The sequence below is a fragment of the Phenylobacterium koreense genome, assembly GCF_040545335.1.
Lineage (GTDB): Bacteria > Pseudomonadota > Alphaproteobacteria > Caulobacterales > Caulobacteraceae > Phenylobacterium > Phenylobacterium koreense.
In genome coordinates this window covers 804,982-823,298 of record NZ_JBEPLU010000002.1, presented here as the reverse complement: position 1 = coordinate 823,298, position 18,317 = coordinate 804,982, and the positions used below count along the sequence as shown (strand labels likewise).

Below are 18,317 nucleotides of genomic sequence, written 5' to 3'. Positions count from 1 at the left end.
AAGTCAGATTGAGGCTGCAACGGCAAGCGCCGAGCTGACCCCTGGAGGCCCGTCCTCGATGGCGGGGCGAGGCTTAGAGTCGTTGCAAAGCGGGCTGGAGTGCGGAACGTATCGTGAACCGTGGCCGTGTCCAGGAAGGCCACATGCGTATATTTGGACCGCGCTTCTCCGCGATCAGAAAACCGGACGGCCCTCGGCGATGTTAATCAGGCCGGGAAGTGCGTAGACCGAAGGGGTCTGGCCAGACCCTTCACGCACGCGCCGGATCAGACCGGCCCCCTCGAGCTGGCGCAGCATGTTGTTGGCGGTGACGCGGGTGTTGAAGCCCGCGACCTCGCGGAAATCTGGCGCTCGGATGATCGGGCGCGCGAAGAAAGCGTCGACGGCGTTGCCGGCGTACTGCGAATGGGTGACCTCCACGAACTCCCGCCGCATCCGCTCATAGAGGTCTCGCATCTGTTTGACCTTGGCGAGGTTGCTCTCGGCTTGCGCGATCACCGCGCCGACAAAGAACTCCGCCCAAGACTGCCAGTCGCCATGATTGGTGATCGCCAGCAAGTGGTCGTAATAGACGTCTCGATGCGCCTCCAGATATTCGGAGAGGTAGAACATCGGGCTTGAGAGCGCGCCGCGCTTGTAGAGCAGCAGGGGGATGAGCATGCGGCCGATCCGGCCATTGCCGTCCTTGAATGGGTGAAGGATCTCAAACTGCGCATGGGCGATGGCCGTCTGCAGGATCGGATCCTCATCCTCTGTCTGCAGGTAGGCTTCCCACTCCCCGAGCTTCTGGGTGAGGATCAACGGGCTGGGCGGAATGAAGCGCGCCTTCTCGATGGGATCGCCCTGGCGACCGATCCAGTTCTGATCTTCTCGGAAGGCCCCCGGCGCCTTGTCGCGACCTCGCACGCCGTGCATCAGCCGCTGGTGCACGCTCTTGATCAGGGAGAGAGAGATCGGGCGGTGGATGAGTTCAGCTTCGGCGTTTCCGACCGCGACCCGATAGTTGCTGATCTCCTCGATGTCGCCGCGGCGGCTCTCCGGTCCCTCGATGCCGGCGTCGCGCTCGAACACTTCCTCAAGCGTTGCTTGGGTGCCTTCGATGCGGGATGAAAGAACCGCTTCGTTGACCGTGATCGGGGAGAGCAGGACCGCCGGGTTCGGCAAGGTCTGCAGCATGCCGTCATAACGCGCGAGTGCGCCATTGGCGCGACCAGCGAGGGGCAGCAGCCTACGCCAGTCGAGATCGACGAGCGGAAGAGTTTCCGGGATGCAGGGTGTTTTCGACACGTTGCGCCTCTTTCGCGAGGCCTACGCGATATCGACTTTTTCCGGTTTATGAAAGGCGCATCGCATTATACTTTACACTATCACGTTCGTGATAAGCGAACTTTCCACTGATGATTTTGTGAGTCCTGGAAGTGCATTTCGCATTCCGATAGTGAATTTGTGAAACGCAAGCCTTCCGTTCCTGAGCGAACGTAACGCAATGACCGATGATGGATTTCACTACGGCGAACTGAACGCGGCTACAAATGCACTCATATGAGATGTGAGGTCGCTGACGTCCGCAATCGGCAAACCCGGCGCGGTTCACCTTTGGAAAGGGCTTAACTGGGCTTCCTTCAGCAAGTCGAACGTCCAGTCTTCGAGCCTCGCTCGCTTGCACGCTTTGGACTCCTGGCTGCAGCGGCGTCTTTGCGGCAATCTCATCGGACGTCGGGCGCCAGCAGCCAGACACCACCCCGTCGACGAGCCGCGCCTCATACGCTTCCCTGGCGTTCAACACCGCGCCGAAGCCCACCAAGTCGGCGGCGACGGCCAATCCCGAGCCGCGTGCGACATGCTCCAATCCGCCGTTGTATCTAGAGTTCCGGCCGCATTGCCATATGGCCGTGTTTTCTGTACATGTTGCCATGTGGAGATTGAGATGACGCTTCTACTTCCCATAGATACGGCGGTCCACGCCTTCCGGCCCGATCCGGTATCGGACGAGGAGGCGGCCGCTATGTTCCGCGCGGCGGTCAATCTTTTCGGGTGCTGGGAGATCACCGACGAGCAGGCCGCGACCTTGCTGGATATGCCCTTGCGCTCCTATCGGCGCTGGAAGGCCGGGGACCAGGGCCGCATCGACAGGGACGGAAGGGCCAGGCTCTCCAACCTGATGGGCGTGCACAAGGCCCTGAGGATTATCTTCCGCGAGCCCGAGCGGGGCTATGCCTGGATCAATGCGCCCAATTCGGCCTTTGGCGGCCGCTCGGCCCTGGAGGTGATGCTTGGCGGGGAGCTGACCGACCTCATGCGGGTCAGGCGCTATCTCGACGCCGAGCGCGGCGGCTGGTGATCGAGGCCGCCTCGATCTCCGGCGCCCAGGTTGCGTGGCGCGGGGCGGTGCGGATCATCCGCAGCGTCTTCCCACCGATCGATCTCTTCGAGGACATCGCCGATCCGGCCGACTGGGGCCTGCTGCTATCGGCCGAGCAGAAGACCAATCCGCGGCTCATGGAGAACGTCGGAAATCTCGATCTGGTGCCGGAGACACGGCGGGTCGGAGGGCCGGGGGCCAGCTATCTGATGGCGCCCTTCACCCATGTCAGCCCCGACCGGCCGAGCCGCTTCGGCGACGGGACTTTCGGAGTGCTCTACGCCGCCGACCGGTTCGACGTGGCGCTGCTGGAGACCATCCATCACCATGGCCGGTTTATGGCCCGCACGCGTGAGCGGCCTGGCTGGACCTCGCAGTTCCGGGAGATCGTCCTGAGCGTGAACGCTGAGCTGCACGACCTGCGCGGGGGGGCAGAGAAATTCGCCGCCGCCCTATCGCCGGAAGACTGTGCCGAGAGCCGCCGCCTTGGCGTGGCCCTGCGTGCGACCGGACCGGAGGGTGTGGTCTATCCGAGTGTGCGCAGACCGGGCGGCGAGTGTGTGGGCCTCTTCTATCCGGATCTGGCGTCGGATCCGGTCCAGGGCCGGCATCTCGACTATCACTGGAACGGTGAGCGCGTGGACCTTTACCGCGAGCCTGCGAGCGGTGCGGTGTTCCGGATTGTCGAAGACGGGAGCTGAGGCGCGCGCTTCGTCGGGCCTGCAGGACTTACAATGAGGGATTTGGGCACGGATTCCACGGCATCGTGGGCGCCCCTCGTTTGAGGGGGGACGGAGGCGAGACCGACAATCTGACCGGGGTAGGAAGCCCCTGTTGTTTGAGCAGGGCGCCTGATGCCGAGCGAGAGGTTGCCGATGCGACGCATACGCGAGCTAATACGTATGAAGCATGAGAACGGCCTGAGCACGCGGCTGATCGCGGCCTCGCTAGGGATCAGTAAGGGAGCTGTTGGCGACTACCTGCAGCATGCCCGGGTGGCGGGATTAAGCTGGCCGTTGTCGGAGGAACTGACCGACACCGTGCTGGAGCGGCAGTTGTTTCCGGGGCCTGCGAAACGACCCTGGTCCCGCGCCGGAGCCGAACTGGCCTATGTCGATCAGGAGCTTCGCCGGACCGGGGTGACAGGTCCCTGCTCTGGCAGGAGTACCGTGCCGAGCACCCCGAGGGCTATGGCTACGCCTGGCTCTGCGAGCATTACGAGGCGTGGAAGGGGCGGGTGTCGCCGACCATGCGCCAGAGCCATGCGGCCGGCGAGAAAGTGTTTGTCGACTATGCCGGCGACACCCTGGAACTCATCGATCCGGCGACGGAGCTGGTCCAGACGATGAAGCTCTTCGTCGCGGCCATGGGAGCTTCGAGCTACGTCTACGCTGAGGCGCGGCCCAGCGAGGGCTTGGCGGACTAGATCGGCTGTCACGTGGGGCTCTTCGCCTTCCTGGGCGGGGCCCCGGCGATCATCGTCTGCGACAATCTCAGGGCCGCGGTGACCAATCCCGACCGTTAAAACCGGGGATCAATCGCACCTGCCAGGACATGGCCCGTCACTATGGGACCAGTGTGATCCCGGTGCGGCCTTACAAGCCGCGGGACAAGGCCAAGGTCGAGCAATCGGTGCTGTTGGTCGAGCGCTGGGTGATTGATCCTCCCTCGTTTCGGTGGACACACATGCTAGCTTCGGAGCTGGAGAGGAGTGTCTGATGAGCGTTACCCGCCGGGTATTTCCTGAGGCGTTCAAGCGCGAGGCGGTTGAACGCGTGGCCACGAGCGGGCTTTCGGCCGGGGCTGTGGTCCGTGATCTGGGCCTGCACGAGACGGTGCTACGACGATGGATGATGCAGTTCGGGGCGCAGGCGACGGGGACGAGGTGCGAGCGAGAGGCGCGTCGCGTTCGGCGGAGGCGTCCGACGATGTCTAAGCCTTGAGCCAGCTAGCCGGTCCCGCCGCTTCGAGCGGGAAGGGAGATACCGCCGAGGCGCTTCTTCGCCGCGCGGTCGAGCTGGCGCCGGGCGACGCGCAGGCCCACGCTGATCTGGCCTCGCTTCTCATGCGCCTGGGCCGCGCTCACGAGGCGATCAGGCTGCTCGACGAGGCCCTCGTACGAACGCCCGCGGCCGTCTGGCCGCTTTCCTTGAAAGCGGCTGTGCTCGAGGGCGACGGCCGTCTCCGAGAGGCGCTCGACGCGCACCGGGCGTTGCTGGCGCGCGCGCCGCGGGCGGCTCTGCCCTGGACGAATTACGGCCGCGCCCTGGCTGCGGTTGGAGATTTGAAGGCTGCGATCGAAGCCTACCGAAATTCCCTCGCCTGGAATCCCAACCAGGGCTTCGCCTGGTTGGGACTGGCCAATCTCCGAACGCTGCGCCTCGATCCGCAGGACGTGGCCGCGATGGAGCAAGCGCTTCCCCGCGTCGCCGACAGCCTCAGCCGCACGCAGCTGCACTATGCTCTCGGCAAGGCGCTGGGAGACCAGGGACGGTTCGCCGCTTCATTCCAGCACTATGAGGCGGGCAACAGCTTGCGGGGCGGCCTCGCCGCCTATGACGCGGACTTGCTGAACAAAGAGGTGGATCAGGCCAGGGCGACCTTTACGTCGGCGTTCCTCGACGCGCGGCGGGGGCAGGGCTGTCAGGCGCCCGATCCGATCTTCATCGTTGGCATGCCGCGCTCGGGCTCCACCTTGGTCGAGCAGATCCTAGCCAGCCATCCGCTGGTCGAAGGCCTAGGAGAGTTGGCCGAACTGGGCGAAGTGGCGGCCGCCGCTGGCGCCGAGGCCGACGGATCAGACGCCGAGGCCCTCGGCGAGCGTTACCTGGCCGCGGCCGGTCGCCGCCGGCGGACCGAGCGTCCGTTCTTCACCGACAAGATGCCCGCCAACTGGCGACACGTGGGCCTCATCCAGCTCATCCTGCCAAAGGCGACGATCATCGACGTCAGGCGCGAGCCGATGGCGTGCTGCTTCTCCAGCTTCACGACCTATTTCAATCGTCACACCAGCTTTCCGGCCACGCTCCCCGATCTGGCCCGGTACTATCGCGACTATGTCCGCGCGATGGACCACTTCGACGAGGTGGCGCCTGGCCGGGTCCATCACGTGCAGTACGAGCGCCTGGTCGATGACCTGGAGGGCGAGACGCGGCGCTTGTTGGATCATGTCGGCTTGCCGTTCGCGGCAGAGTGCCTCCGCTTCCACGAGAATCCACGGGAGGTGCAGACCCCGAGCGCTCAGCAAGTCCGCGGGCCGATCAATCTAGACGGCCTGGATCGATGGCTCAGCTATGAGTCGTGGCTCGCCCCTCTCAAGCAAGGTCTGGAAGCGCAGGCGCCCGAATCGCGGTGAGCCACGGCCAGGTCTGTCTCCGCTCGAGACTGGATTTGCGTACGGCGCATGGTTGTGCACGTTACAGTTGTTTACATGGCGGCTGATTAACCAACTTTATCGCGCGATCTGTCTAATATTGCTCAACAATATACCTTCTGTATTGCGGAGTTATCTGGCTGCGTGCGTGTTGAAAGGCGATCTGCGGCCAATGTTAACCTTTTTTATTAGTCGTTTGCACACTCTCCCAACTACAGCTTCGCCGCGATTTACAACCGTAGATTAACGTAACGGCGGTGGGCCGTCGGCGAGTCCGCGTTCGCGCGCGGGCCCTGCCGAGTGCGGACGCAAGGCCGGTGTTTGGCGTGGTGGGACGTTCATGACCAGTGGTGCGACGGCGGCGGTAGCAGCTTACAATCTTCGTGCCCGGCGCGGTCATCGGCGTCTGCTGTGTGGCGTTTCGGTCGGGGTGCTGGCGCTGGCGAGCCTGCCGGCCGCGGCTCAGGACGCCACCCGCTACTGGGACGCGAACGGCGCCCTGACCGCCAGCGGCGGCAGCGGAAACTGGAACACCACCAGCCCACTCTGGACCCAGAGCAACAGCGACGTCCTCGGCCCCTACCAGGTCTGGAACAACGCGGGGCTGGACAACGCGATCTTCGGCGTCACGGCCGCCGGCACCACGACCACGGCCGGTACGATCACGCTCACCCAGCCGATCACTGTCCACAACATGACCTTCCAGAAGGTCAACGGTTGGATTCTGAACGGCGGCGTGCTCACGTTAGCGGGCGCAACGCCGACGATCGACACGCTCAGCAACACGACGATCAATTCGGTGATCGCCGGGACCGCGGGTCTGGTGAAGAGCGGCGCGGGCTCGCTCACTTTGACTGGAGCCAACACGTTCAGCGGCGGGATCACGCTCGCGGCCGGGACGCTTTCCGCCGCCGACGATAACGCCCTGGGGGCGCTGAGCAATGCGATAAATGTCACGGCCAACTCGACCCTGCTTATCAACGGCGCGGCTACGAGCCGCGCCGTTGACATCGCCTCCGGAACAGTTCTCGTCGTAGGCGGCACTGGCGCGGGCGGCGCCCTCTATACCGGCGGCGGCGGCATCAACTCGCGCACCGGCGTGCGGTACACCAATGATTTCAGCACCTACACGGGCTCAACGATCTTCCGCGGCGACAACGGCTGTAGCTGCAGCACCTTTTTCTCATCGGTTCGAAATCTGGGCGAGGCGAGCTCGCTAGGTGCGCCGACAGACGCCACGGCCGGGACCATCGTTTTCAACCAGCAGAGTCAGTATTCGGACAACATCGTCTACACCGGCGATGGCGACAGCTCGGATCGCAACTGGGACTTCAACGGCAACGGCGCCTACCTCAACAACCAGGGCGCCGGCGCGCTCAATCTGACCGGCGACATGGATATCTCCGTTGGCGGCGGGATCCGCGCCATCGGTGGGGACGTCAGCCTCGACGGCGTTCTCAGCGGCGGGATCTTCAGCTTCACAGCCAGCGCTGGTCGCAAGATCACAGTCTCGGGTCTGGCCAACACCTTCACTGGGGCGGCGGGAATCGGCGGCCTTGTCGAGGTCGCGACCCTCGCCGACGCCGGCGAGAACAGTTCGCTGGGCGCCGGCTCGACAGTGGTTCTGAACGCTGGGACGCTGAGCTATATGGGGGCGGCGGCGACCAGCGACCGCGGCTGGACCGTCAACGGCGTCGCCTCGCTCGCCAACAACGGGACCGGCGCGCTCGGGCTCAGCGGCGGCCTCGCCTTCGTGGCCGGAGGAGTGGCCGACTCCCTGACCTTCGGTGGTTCCTTCAGCGGCGAGAGCACCTTCTCGGGCGTCATCTCCGGCGCCGGCGATCTGGTAAGCGACGGCGCCGGGGCCTGGGTGCTAAGCGGCGCCAACACCTATGTCGGCGGCACGACTGTGACCTCCGGCACGCTGCGGGCCGGCGGCGCCTCCGCCTTCGGCACGACCGGCAAGATGACGGTCAATGGCGGCGTCCTTGACCTGAACGGCTTCAGCATCGCGGCCTCGGACCTTCACGGGTCCGGCGGCTCGATCGTCCTGGGCGCGAACCCTCTGTCCACCCTGACCGTGGACGGGACCTCGGCTAGCGACTACGCCGGCGTGATTACCGGCGCGGGCGGGCTGACCAAGCTCGGCACGGGTACGCTGACGCTCACGGGCGCCAACACCTATGCCGGCCCGACGAGCATCGGGGGCGGTACGCTGGCTCTGAACTTCGCCGCGGCGGGCGCGCCTGCGAATAACATCATCGCTAGCGGCTCAGCCCTGAGCCTAGCGGGCGGCAAGCTGCTGGTGACCGGGGCGGCCGGCGGCGCCAACGAGCAGACTTTCGCCAGCACCACCGTGGCCACGGGCGCCAACACCATCTCCGTGGAGTCCGGTGTGGGCGGGAGCGTGGACCTCAGCCTGGGCGCGATCTCCCGCACCAGCGGACTGGTCAATTTCGTTCTGCCGACAAGCGGGAGCATCACGACGTCGAACACCAGCCTGGGCGGATGGGCGACGGTCAACGGGACCGACTACGCCAAGGTCGTCGCCGGCGAAATCCTTCCGTTTGCCGAAACCGATTACACGGACAAGGACGAGGTCGCGACCTGGCTGGCGGGTGAATTCATCTCCGACAGCGACGGCGACGGCCAGGGCTACTTCGGCACGCTTCCCGGCAGCATGCAGCTTGGCGGCCTCCAATTCACTGAGGCCGCCGCTTCGAACGTCAACGTGGCCCCGGGCGACGTCCTCGGCGTCGACGGGACGATCATCGTCGCGCCCTCGGTCGGAAACTTCAGCCAGGCGATCAATGGAGGGTCCCTGCAAGGCGCCGCCGGCGGCGTGCTCGGCGTCCAGCAGAACGGTGGAGGCCTCTTCACTATCGGGTCGACCATCGTCGACAACGGCGGCGCCACAGGTTTCACCAAGGGTGGAACCGGCCGCGTCCTGCTTACCGGCGCCAACACCTATACAGGCGCGACGACGCTCAGCGCAGGGCGACTGGAAATCATCAATCTCGCCGACGGCGGCGCGGCCAGCAGCATCGGCCAGTCGTCCTCGGCCTCCGCCAATCTCGTTCTTCAGGGCGGAACGTTGGCCTGGACCGGCGCTTCGGACGCTTCGACCAATCGTGGCTTCACTCTGGTGAATGGCGGCGCGGGCGATCCCAAGATCGAGGTCGCGGCCACCCGCACCATCGAATTTTCGGGCCTTGTGACCAGCCCCGATGATGCAGGCCTGACCAAGACCGGCGCCGGCACGCTGGTCCTCTCCAACGCCGCCAACGATTATGTCGGCGTCACCCGCATCACCGGTGTCGGCGGCGGCGCCCTGGCCGTCAGCACCCTCACCGACGGCGGCCAGGCCAGCAGCATCGGCAGCTCGTCGGCGGCCTCGTCCAACCTCGTGCTGGAGACCGGCGGGCAGCTCACCTACACGGCCGCCACCGCCAGCACCAATCGCGGCTTCACCCTCGAGAACGGGGGCAAGATCGGCGTTGAGCAGGCCGCCACGACGCTGACCATCAGTGGCGTGGCGATTGGGAGCGGCGCCCTGACCAAGGAGGGCGCGGGCACGCTCGTCCTGGCGGGCGCCAACACCTACTCCGGGCCGACCGTGGTCAATGCAGGCATCCTGCGCGCGGGTTCGACCCAAGCGTTCGGCGGCTTCAACCTCATGACGCTCGCCAATACGGCGGGGGTGTCTCTCGACCTCGCCGGGCTCGACAACAAGATCGGCGGCCTTTCCGGAGGCGGCGCGGCGGGCGGCAATGTAATCCTGGGCAGCGCGACGCTAACGCTCGGCGGATCGAACGCGGTCTTCAACGGAACGATCGACGGTTCTGGCGGCCTGCGCAAGGAGAACACCAACTCCCAGACCCTTGCGAACTGCGACAGCACCTATACTGGGCCGACGACCCTTCTGGGCGGAACGCTCTCTGTCGCCTGCCTCGCCAACGGCGGGCAAGCCAGCAGCATCGGCGCTTCCGGCGCGGAGCCAGCCAACCTCACGTTCAATGGCGCAACACTGCTCTATACCGGCGGAAGCGTCACCATCGATCGCGGAATGCTGCTCCAAGGGAACGGCGCTCTCAATGTCCAGACTGCGGGCACGACCCTCGAGATCGGCGGAACGATCACCGGCGCCGGCAACCTCGCGAAATACGGCGACGGCGTCTTGGTGCTGTCAGGGGCCAACAACTATGTGGGCGGCACGAACGTCTACGGCGGCACGCTCCGTGTCCTTTCGCAGAGCGCCCTCGGAACGGGCGGCGTGCGAATGGGCCTGGCCGGCACGCGGCTGGACCTGTCTTCAGTCGCCGGTTCGGCGGTTTCGGTAGGCTGGATCGACGACAGCGCCGTGAGCGCCAACGCGGCAAGCGTCGGTGACATCGACCTCGGCGCCACCACGCTCACCATCACCCCGGGCGGCAATGCGAGCGGCGTAGGCGGTGCGGCGAACTATGCCGGCGTCATCAGCGGGATCGGCGGGATCATCAAGGCCGGCGGGAGCGTCCAGCAGTTCTCGGGCTGCAACAGCACCTATACCGGCGCGACGACGATCAACGGCGGCGTGCTAGCCGTCGATTGCTTGGTCGATGGCGCAGCCGCCAGCAGCATCGGCGCTTCGACCGCAGACGCGACCAGCCTGATCCTCAATGGCGGTACGTTGCGCTACGTCGGGACGGGCCATACGACCAACCGCCTCTTCACCCTCGGCGCCTCGGCGACGAGCGCCATCGACGCCTCGGGTTCGGGGGCGGTGGTGTTCTCCAACACCGCGCCGATCGCCTTCAGCAGCCCCAATACTACGCAGACGGTGACCCTGACCGGCGTCAGCACGGTGGATAACAAGCTGGGCCTCCAGCTCACCGACAACGGAACCGGCAAGACCGGCCTCTCCAAGACCAGTCTCGGCACGTGGATTCTCACGAACCCGGGCAGCACCTATACCGGGGTCACCTCGATCACCGGTGGCGTGCTGGGGGTGGACAAGCTCGCCGACGGCGGGCTGGCCAGCAGCCTCGGCCAATCCTCCAATCTCGCCTCGAACCTGGTGATCGGCAGCGGCGCCACGCTGCGCTACACCGGCGCAGGCGATACGACCGACCGCCGCTTCACCCTCGGCGTCGGGACGACCGCCATCGAGTCCTCCGGCTCGGGCGCGGTGGTGTTCGGCAACACCGGGGCGGTCTCCTACACCGGCAATGGCCTGCGGGTCGTCTCGCTGGGCGGGACGAATGCCGACGACAACGTCATGGGCGCGGCGATCGGCAACCAAACCGCCGCCAATCTCACCTCGCTGGCCAAGAACGCCGCCGGAAAGTGGATTCTGACCGGCAACAACACCTATACGGGCGTCACCAATATCAACGCCGGAACTCTGGTGCTCGGCGCGGGCGGGACGACCGGCTCGATCGCCAGCCAGACGGTCAACAATTTCGGGGTTCTGGGCTTCGACCGCTCCGACGCCCTGGCCTACGGCGGCGTCATCTCGCAGACCGGCTCGGTCGAGCAGCTCGGCGCGGGCGAGACGACCCTGACCGGGACCAACACCTACACCGGCGGCACGACGATCAGCGCCGGCACGCTGGAACTGGGCGCAGGCGGCGCGACCGGGTCGATCGTCGGAGACGTCACGAACGACGGCGTTTTCATCTTCAATCGGAACAATACCTACGCCTTCTCCGGCCTTGTTTCCGGCGTCGGCGAGCTGCGTCAGATCGGCGCCGGGACGACGGTGCTTTCCGCCGACAACAACTACCTCGGATCGACCGAGGTCACGGCTGGCACGCTGCGGATCAACGGCGACCAGTCGGCGGCCACGGGCCTGACGACGGTGTACGGCGGTGCGACGCTTGGCGGCTCGGGCGTAATCGGCGGCGATGTGCTGGCGCAGAACGGCGGCGCGATCTCGCCGGGTAATAGTCCAGGCGCCCTGACCATCAACGGCGACCTGGTCTTGAACGGCAGCTCCGCGCTGAACATGGAGTTTGGCCAGGCCAATGTGATCGGTGGGCCGCTCAACGACCTGATCGTCGTGAACGGCGATCTCACCCTCGACGGCGTGATCAACGTCGCCGTGCCGACGGGCGGCGCCTTCACCGCCGGCGTCTACCGGGTGATCAACTACGCCGGTGCCCTGACCGACAACATCCTGAACGTCGGAACGCTGCCGGGCGGCGCGAGCGCAACGGTCCAGACGTCGGTGGCCGGCCAAGTGAACCTGGTCAACACCGCCGGTCAGACGCTGTACTTCTGGGATGGGCCGACTGGCGGGAAGAACGACAGCGCTATCACCGGCGGAGCCGGTACGTGGCGCCTGGGCGGCGCCGCCGATGACTGGACCAACTCGGCCGGCTCGGTGAACAGCGACTTCGCGCCGGACGCCTTCGCGGTGTTCCAGGGTGCGTCCGGGCTGGTGACGGTGGATGGCGCCGGCGGCGCGGTCGGCGTGTCTGGGATCCAGTTCGCGGTCGATGGCTATACCGTGGCCGGGGCCGGTCTCACCCTGGCCGCGGGCCAGACGCCGATCCGTGTCGGCGACCTGACGGCCGCTAGCGCGGGCATGACCGCGACGATCAACTCCGTGCTCTCGGGCGGCGGCCAACTCGTCAAGGTCGACGACGGGACGCTAGTCCTTGGCGGAACCAACACCTACACGGGCGGCACGCTGGTCAACGGCGGCGTGCTGCAGATCTCGCAGGACGCCAACCTCGGCGCCGCGGTCAGCGGACTCACCCTGGACGGCGGGACCCTGCGGATTACCTCGAATATGAACTTGGGACGCGCGGTGACGTTGGGGGCGGCCGGGGGCACGATTACACCCAGCGTGAGCTCCACGGTCTCGGGCGCCATCACGGGCGTCGGCAAGCTCACCAAGGGCGGGGCCGGGATCCTTCGCCTGACCGGGACCAACACCTATTCCGGCGGCACGACGATCTCGAACGGGGCGCTGATCCTCGGCGACGGCGCCGCGGCGGGCTCGATCACGGGCGACGTCCTCAACAATGGGCAGCTGATCTTCAACAATCCCGGGGTGCAGACCTTCGATGGCGTGATTTCCGGCAGCGGACAGGTGCGGAAGTCGTTGGCCGGCACGGAGATTCTCACCGGGGCCAACACCTATTCCGGCGCGACGACCGTCTCGGACGGTGCGCTGCTGATCAACGGCGACCAGTCTGCGGCCACCGGCTTGACGACCGTTTCGGCCGGGACCCTGGGCGGGTCGGGAACCGTCGGCGGTGACGTGACGGTGGCGGCTGGCGCCACGCTCGCTCCCGGCGGCACGGCTGGCGCGCCCGGCACGCTAACCATCAATGGCGATCTTACCCTGACGGACCCCACGACCTCCCTGGCCTACGAGTTCGGCCAGGCCAACCTGCCCGGCGGCGCGCTCAACGATCTGGTCAAGGTCGGTGGCGACGTTTCGCTCGGTGGGGCGACGATCAACGTCGCTTCCAGCGCCCCGAGCTTCGGTCCGGGTCTCTACCGGGTGATCGACTACGCTGGGACCCGAACCGGAACCCTGACCCTGGGCTCGCAGCCGGCGGGCGCGACCTTCTCAGTGCAGACCTCGGTTGATAACCAGGTCAACCTGGTCAACACCGCGGGCCTGGCCCTGAATATCTGGGATGGCGATGCGGGCGGCCGCAACGACGGCGACATCGCCGGGGGATCGGGAATCTGGCAGGGCGGCGGCGCCGGCGGCAACGATAATTGGACGCTCGCCGACGGGTCGGTCAACGCGCCGTTCGCCGACGACGCCTTCGCTGTCTTCACCAAGACCGGCGGCGTGATCACGGTCGATGCGACCACGGCCGGCCCGATCAATGTCTCGGGCATGCAGTTCGCGGCTACGGGCTATGAGCTCAGCGGGGACGCCCTCAACCTGACCGCGGCTGAATCCAACATCTGGGTCGGGGACGGCACTGCCAATAGCGCCACCGTCACCGCGCTCATCAACGCCAACCTCGACGGCCCCGGCGGGTTGGTGAAGACCGACGCCGGAACGCTGCTCCTCTCGGGCAACAACACCTACGCGGGCGAGACCAAGGTCAGCGGCGGGACGTTGGTGATCGGCGGCGACCAGTCGGGCGCGACGGGCGCGACCTTCGTCAATGACGGCGGCGTGCTCCAGGGCAACGGCATTATCGGCGGGGATGTGACGGTGAATGCCGGCGGGACCCTGGCGCCCGGGTTCTCCTACGGACAGCTGAACATCAACGGCGACCTGCTCCTGACCTCCGACGCCATCCTGGCCATGGAACTGGGGCAGGCGGGCACGCCGGGCGGGGCGCTGAACGACCTGATCGTCGTGGGCGGCGACCTCACCCTGGACGGCACGCTGAATGTCGCCGAGAGCGCCGGCGGGGCGTTCGGGCCGGGCATCTACCGGCTGATCGACTATACGGGCGGGCTCACGGACAACACGTTGGACATCGGCGCGCTGCCGTCCAATTACGGAACGATCCAGACCTCTATCGCCCAGCAGGTGAACCTGATCGTCAGCGCCGTGCCGCCAGGCGGCGGGCCAGGTCCGGGGCCCGGACCCGGCCCGGGACCTGGCGAGCCGGGCGGCCCGGGCGAGCCTCCTTCGCAATACAATTTCTGGGACGGTGATCACGGCCTGGCCGGCGACAAGGTCGTCAGCGGCGGCGATGGGATCTGGCGGGCCTCGCCTTCAAACTGGACCACGCCGACCGGACAGGCCAACGGCGCCTTCACCCCGGCAAGCTATGCGATCTTCGCGGCCGAGGCGGGCAAGGTCACGGTGGACGTTTCCGAAGGACCGATCCGCGTCAGCGGCATGCAGTTCGCCTCGGACGGCTACCAGCTGCTGGGCGACGCCGTCTCGCTGGATGCTGCCGAATCCATCGTGCGGGTTGGGGACGGGACCGCGCTTGGCGGCGCCTTCACGGCCACTATCGGTTCGGCGCTCACCGGCGCGGGTCAACTGCACAAGACCGACGCGGGGACGCTCGTCCTGACTGGCGATAGCGACTATGCGGGGGGCACGCGAATCAGCGGCGGGACGTTGCAGCTTGGCGACGGCGGCGAAGTCGGCTCGATCGCGGGCGACGTCCGGAACGACGGGCGCCTCGCCTTCCACCGAGCCGACGACCTGGCCTTCACGGGCGTGATCAGCGGCGGCGGCGTCATCGCGCAGACCGGCGCCGGCGTCACGACCCTGAGCGCCGACAGCTCGACCTTCAGCGGCCGCACGGACGTACGTTCCGGAACCCTGGGCGTGAACGGCAAGCTCGGTGGCGCGGTCGAGGTCTTCGACGACGGCCGGCTCAGCGGCGACGGCCAGATCGGCTCCCTCCTCAACCAGGCCGGAGGGATCGTCGCCCCGGGAGGCAGCGTTGGGACGCTTACGGTGGCCGGCGACTATGAAGGCCGCGGCGGGACCCTGCAGATCGAAGCCGTGCTCGGCGCCGATGACTCGCAAGCCGATCGTCTGGTGGTCGCAGGCTCGACCTCCGGCTCGACGCTGGTGGAAGTCGCCAATCTCGGCGGCCTGGGGGCTCGGACCAGGAACGGCATCCTGGTGGTCGACGTCCAGGGTGCGTCGGACGGGGTCTTCACGCTGGCCAAGGGCGACTTCCGCCTGGGCGCCGAGAACGCCCTTGTGGCGGGCGCCTACGCCTATGTCCTTCGGCAGGACGCCCAAGGCGGCGACTGGAAACTGCGCTCCAATGTGAACGAGACCGCTGGACCGCCGCGGCCGGCCGATCCGGATGGGCCGGCCGGCGAGCCGGGCGCGCCCGTCGAGGCCGGCGAGCCTCAGCTTACGCTCTATCAGCCGGGCGTACCGGTCTACGAGGCCTACGCTCAGACCCTTCAGACCCTGAACGGGCTGTCGACGATGCGTCAGCGGGTCGGCGCACGGCAATGGTCCGGCGAAGCAGGCGCAAGCGTCTGGGGGCGGATGGAAGGTGGGCGCGTGAAGATCGAACCCGCGGTCTCCACGACGAACGCTAAGCTCCAAACAGATCGCTGGAAGGTGCAGTTCGGGATCGATCAGGCGCTTGCCGACGATGTGGCGGGCGGTCGTCTGGTCGGGGGACTCACCGCCCACTATGGCGAGGCGAGCACCTCGGTCGGCTCGCCCTTCGGCGGCGGATCGCTGGACGCCCAGGCCTTGGGCTTCGGCGCGACCCTGACCTGGACCGACGCGCAAGGCGCCTATGTGGACGCCCAGGCTCAGGCCAGCTGGTTCGAAACGGACCTGCGCTCGAGCATCCTCGGCGATCGCGCCGAAGACGTCGACGGAAAGGGCTACGCCCTCTCCGTTGAGGCGGGCAAGACCATGGCCGCAGCCGGCGCGTTCAGCTTCACGCCGCAGGCCCAGCTCACCTATTCCACGGTGGACTTCGACGGCTTCGTCGATCCGCTCGGGGCGAGGGTCGCCGCCGACGAGGGCGACAGCCTGATGGCCCGGGTCGGCCTCGCGCTCGACCGCGACTGGACCGTCACGAGTTCGGGCGGAGAAGGGCGGATCTACGGCCTCGTCAACTTCACCCACGAGTTCCTCGACGGTTCGCGGGTGGATGTTTCAGGAACGCCGCTTGCCAATCGCGCCGAGCGCACCTGGGGCGGTCTGGCCGCGGGCGCCAGCTACAGTTGGGGCGCCGGCCGTTATCTCGTCTATGGAGAAGCCTCGGCAGAGACCCCGCTCTCCGGAGTCAGCGACAGCTACGCCGTCTCGGGAACGGCTGGCTTCCGGATGCGGTTCTAGCGTGATCGAGAGGCGGCCGCCCGGCCGCCTCTCGAAAGCCGAAGTGACGAAGATCGTTCTGCGCCGGACTCGTAGGTCTGCTTCTCAGCCCTGAGACCAACTTCTGCTCCTGTTGAGGGTTTCGGATGCCGGCCCTCGCGCATGAGATTGGGCCGGCTGATGGGTCGGCGTTCGGAAGCCTTCAAGGGAGGAAGCCGCGGTCAGCTGGCAGAGCGCCGGGGCGGCTTGGCGCGGCTATGGGGATTACGGCTGGGGCTGGGGCCTGGCCGGCTCGCGTCTGGGCCCGTAAGGGCGCTCGCAGGCGCTCGCCCGAGCCGCCTGGACGGCGGCGGCGCGAGGTGAGCGGGCGGCCCTCGAGGTGGTCGGCGGCGTTGAGCGCGGCCGGTCGTGCGCCGTGGCCTGGAGGCGACGGCGGCGGCAGGCCGGGCCGCAGCATGGCGCGGACCTGCTGCCCGCCGCCTACTTCCCCGTGGTCTTCACCCCGCCGGCCCCGGTCGCGGCCGTCGCGTTCCAGAACAAGGCCGTGGTCTACGATCTGCTCTTCAAGGCCGCCGCCGAGACGCTGACGACCATCTCCGTCGATCCGAAGCGCCTGGGCGCCCGCATCGGCCTCATCGCCGTGCCGCACACCTGGGGCTCGGCGCTGACCCACCATCCCCATGTCCACTGCATCGCCCTGGGCGGCGGACTGTCGACCAACGCTGGATCGCCTGCCGCAAGGGCTTCTTCCTGCCTGTGCGCGTGCTCACGCCTCTTCCGCCGGCTCTTCCTGGAGAAGCTCGCCGCCGCCTACGCCCGCGGGCGCCTGAGCTTCTTCGGCGATCTGGCGGATCTCGCCGATCCCGAAGCCTTCGCCGCGCACCTGGCGCGGCCGCGCGCCGGACCACACAGCAGACGTATGTGAAGTTTTTGAACAAGCTGCCTCACTAATGTCGTTTGCCGCAACACGCTGCCGATGAGATGCAGGGTGACCCGCTAAGGGAGTTCACGATGCAGACCTTCGCCGAACGTTTTGCTGACTTGGCCCAGCGCCGCTCGCCGCTGTGTGTCGGTCTTGACCCGTCGGAAGACGTGTTCGCCCATTGGGGATTGCCGAGCGACGCCGCTGGCCTGCGCCGTTTCTGCGATGTCGTTCTCGATGCCGTCAGTGACCGGGTTGCGGTCGTCAAACCCCAGGCGGCCTTCTTCGAGCGATTTGGCCCACCAGGCATGACCCAGCTCGCCGAGGTCTGCCAGCGCCTACGTGAACAAGGCGTTCTAAGCCTGATCGACGCCAAGCGGGGCGATGTCGCCGGCACCATGATGGGCTATGCAGCCGCCATGCTGGGCGAAGGCAGCGGCTTTGGCGGCGATGCGATGACCGTAAACGCATATCTCGGTTTCGAGGCGTTGCATCCAGTCTTCGACCAAGCCGCCGCCTCCGGCTCGATGGTGTTCGTCGTCGTCCGCTCTTCCAATCCCGAGGGGCGCGCCTTGCAGTCCGCGCGGCTTGATGATGGACGGACGCTCACCGAGGCGCTCGCCGACGACGTGGTCGCCGCGCACACCAGGATGGCTGGAGCTGTAGGGGCCGTCGTGGGCGCCACGATCGGCTGGGAGTCCACGAAGCTGCTTGAGCGGCTCCCGCACACGCTGATCCTTGCGCCGGGCGTCGGCGCGCAGGGAGCTGAGTTGCAGGAAGTCGGCCGCAAGTTCGCAAGAGCTCGCGGTCGTGTCCTCCCGTCTGTGTCGCGCGACGTCCTGAGGCGGGGGCCCAGCGCCAAGTCGCTTGGCGAGGCCATTGATCGTTATCGTGATTTGGCCTGGTCGAACTGCGGCGCAGCCACTTGAGCCGTCGA

At 66.9% G+C, this 18,317-nt stretch carries 8 protein-coding genes and 1 pseudogene; 8 read left to right on the top strand and 1 reads right to left on the bottom strand.

Annotation, left to right across the window (positions count from 1 at the left end; all coding sequences use genetic code 11):
• Window positions 1–174: 174 nt before the first annotated feature.
• On the bottom strand, window positions 175–1,287 hold the full coding sequence (locus ABID41_RS15870; RefSeq protein WP_354298039.1) for a Fic family protein: 1,113 nt from the start codon (window positions 1,285–1,287) through the stop codon (window positions 175–177).
• Window positions 1,288–1,927: 640 nt separating this feature from the next.
• Between ABID41_RS15870 and ABID41_RS15865 the strand changes: the two genes are divergently transcribed.
• From ABID41_RS15865 to pyrF, 8 genes and pseudogenes are all read left to right on the top strand, one after another.
• Complete coding sequence (locus tag ABID41_RS15865) at window positions 1,928–2,341, top strand: MbcA/ParS/Xre antitoxin family protein (RefSeq protein WP_354298038.1); 414 nt, start codon at window positions 1,928–1,930, stop codon at window positions 2,339–2,341.
• Complete coding sequence (locus ABID41_RS15860) at window positions 2,338–3,063, top strand: RES family NAD+ phosphorylase (RefSeq protein ID WP_354298037.1); 726 nt, start codon at window positions 2,338–2,340, stop codon at window positions 3,061–3,063. The genes ABID41_RS15865 and ABID41_RS15860 overlap by 4 nt, the downstream gene beginning before the upstream one ends.
• 536 nt (window positions 3,064–3,599) lie before the next feature.
• Complete coding sequence (locus ABID41_RS15855; protein WP_354298036.1) at window positions 3,600–3,788, top strand: hypothetical protein; 189 nt, start codon at window positions 3,600–3,602, stop codon at window positions 3,786–3,788.
• Window positions 3,789–4,080: 292 nt separating this feature from the next.
• A pseudogene (locus ABID41_RS15850) lies at window positions 4,081–4,296 on the top strand (transposase); the annotation flags it as partial.
• Window positions 4,297–4,301: 5 nt separating this feature from the next.
• The gene (locus ABID41_RS15845) at window positions 4,302–5,717 is read left to right on the top strand and encodes a tetratricopeptide repeat-containing sulfotransferase family protein (RefSeq protein ID WP_354298035.1); all 1,416 of its coding nucleotides are present in this window, start codon (window positions 4,302–4,304) and stop codon (window positions 5,715–5,717) included.
• Window positions 5,718–6,075: 358 nt separating this feature from the next.
• On the top strand, window positions 6,076–16,479 hold the full coding sequence (locus ABID41_RS15840; protein ID WP_354298034.1) for an autotransporter-associated beta strand repeat-containing protein: 10,404 nt from the start codon (window positions 6,076–6,078) through the stop codon (window positions 16,477–16,479).
• Window positions 16,480–16,873: 394 nt separating this feature from the next.
• On the top strand, window positions 16,874–17,383 hold the full coding sequence (locus ABID41_RS15835) for a transposase (protein ID WP_354298033.1): 510 nt from the start codon (window positions 16,874–16,876) through the stop codon (window positions 17,381–17,383).
• An 86-nt stretch (window positions 17,384–17,469) separates the two neighbouring features.
• Window positions 17,470–18,309 carry an orotidine-5'-phosphate decarboxylase gene (pyrF, locus tag ABID41_RS15830; protein ID WP_354298032.1) on the top strand — a complete coding sequence of 280 codons (840 nt, stop codon included), beginning with the start codon at window positions 17,470–17,472 and terminating at the stop codon, window positions 18,307–18,309.
• Window positions 18,310–18,317 lie beyond the last annotated feature (8 nt).

Bases quoted from the DNA above. Each gene is read 5' to 3' on its own strand.
- ABID41_RS15865 (WP_354298038.1), top strand. From the start codon at position 1,928: ATGACGCTTCTACTTCCCATAGATACGGCGGTCCACGCCTTCCGGCCC.
- ABID41_RS15840 (WP_354298034.1), top strand. From the start codon at position 6,076: ATGACCAGTGGTGCGACGGCGGCGGTAGCAGCTTACAATCTTCGTGCC.
- pyrF (WP_354298032.1), top strand. From the start codon at position 17,470: ATGCAGACCTTCGCCGAACGTTTTGCTGACTTGGCCCAGCGCCGCTCG.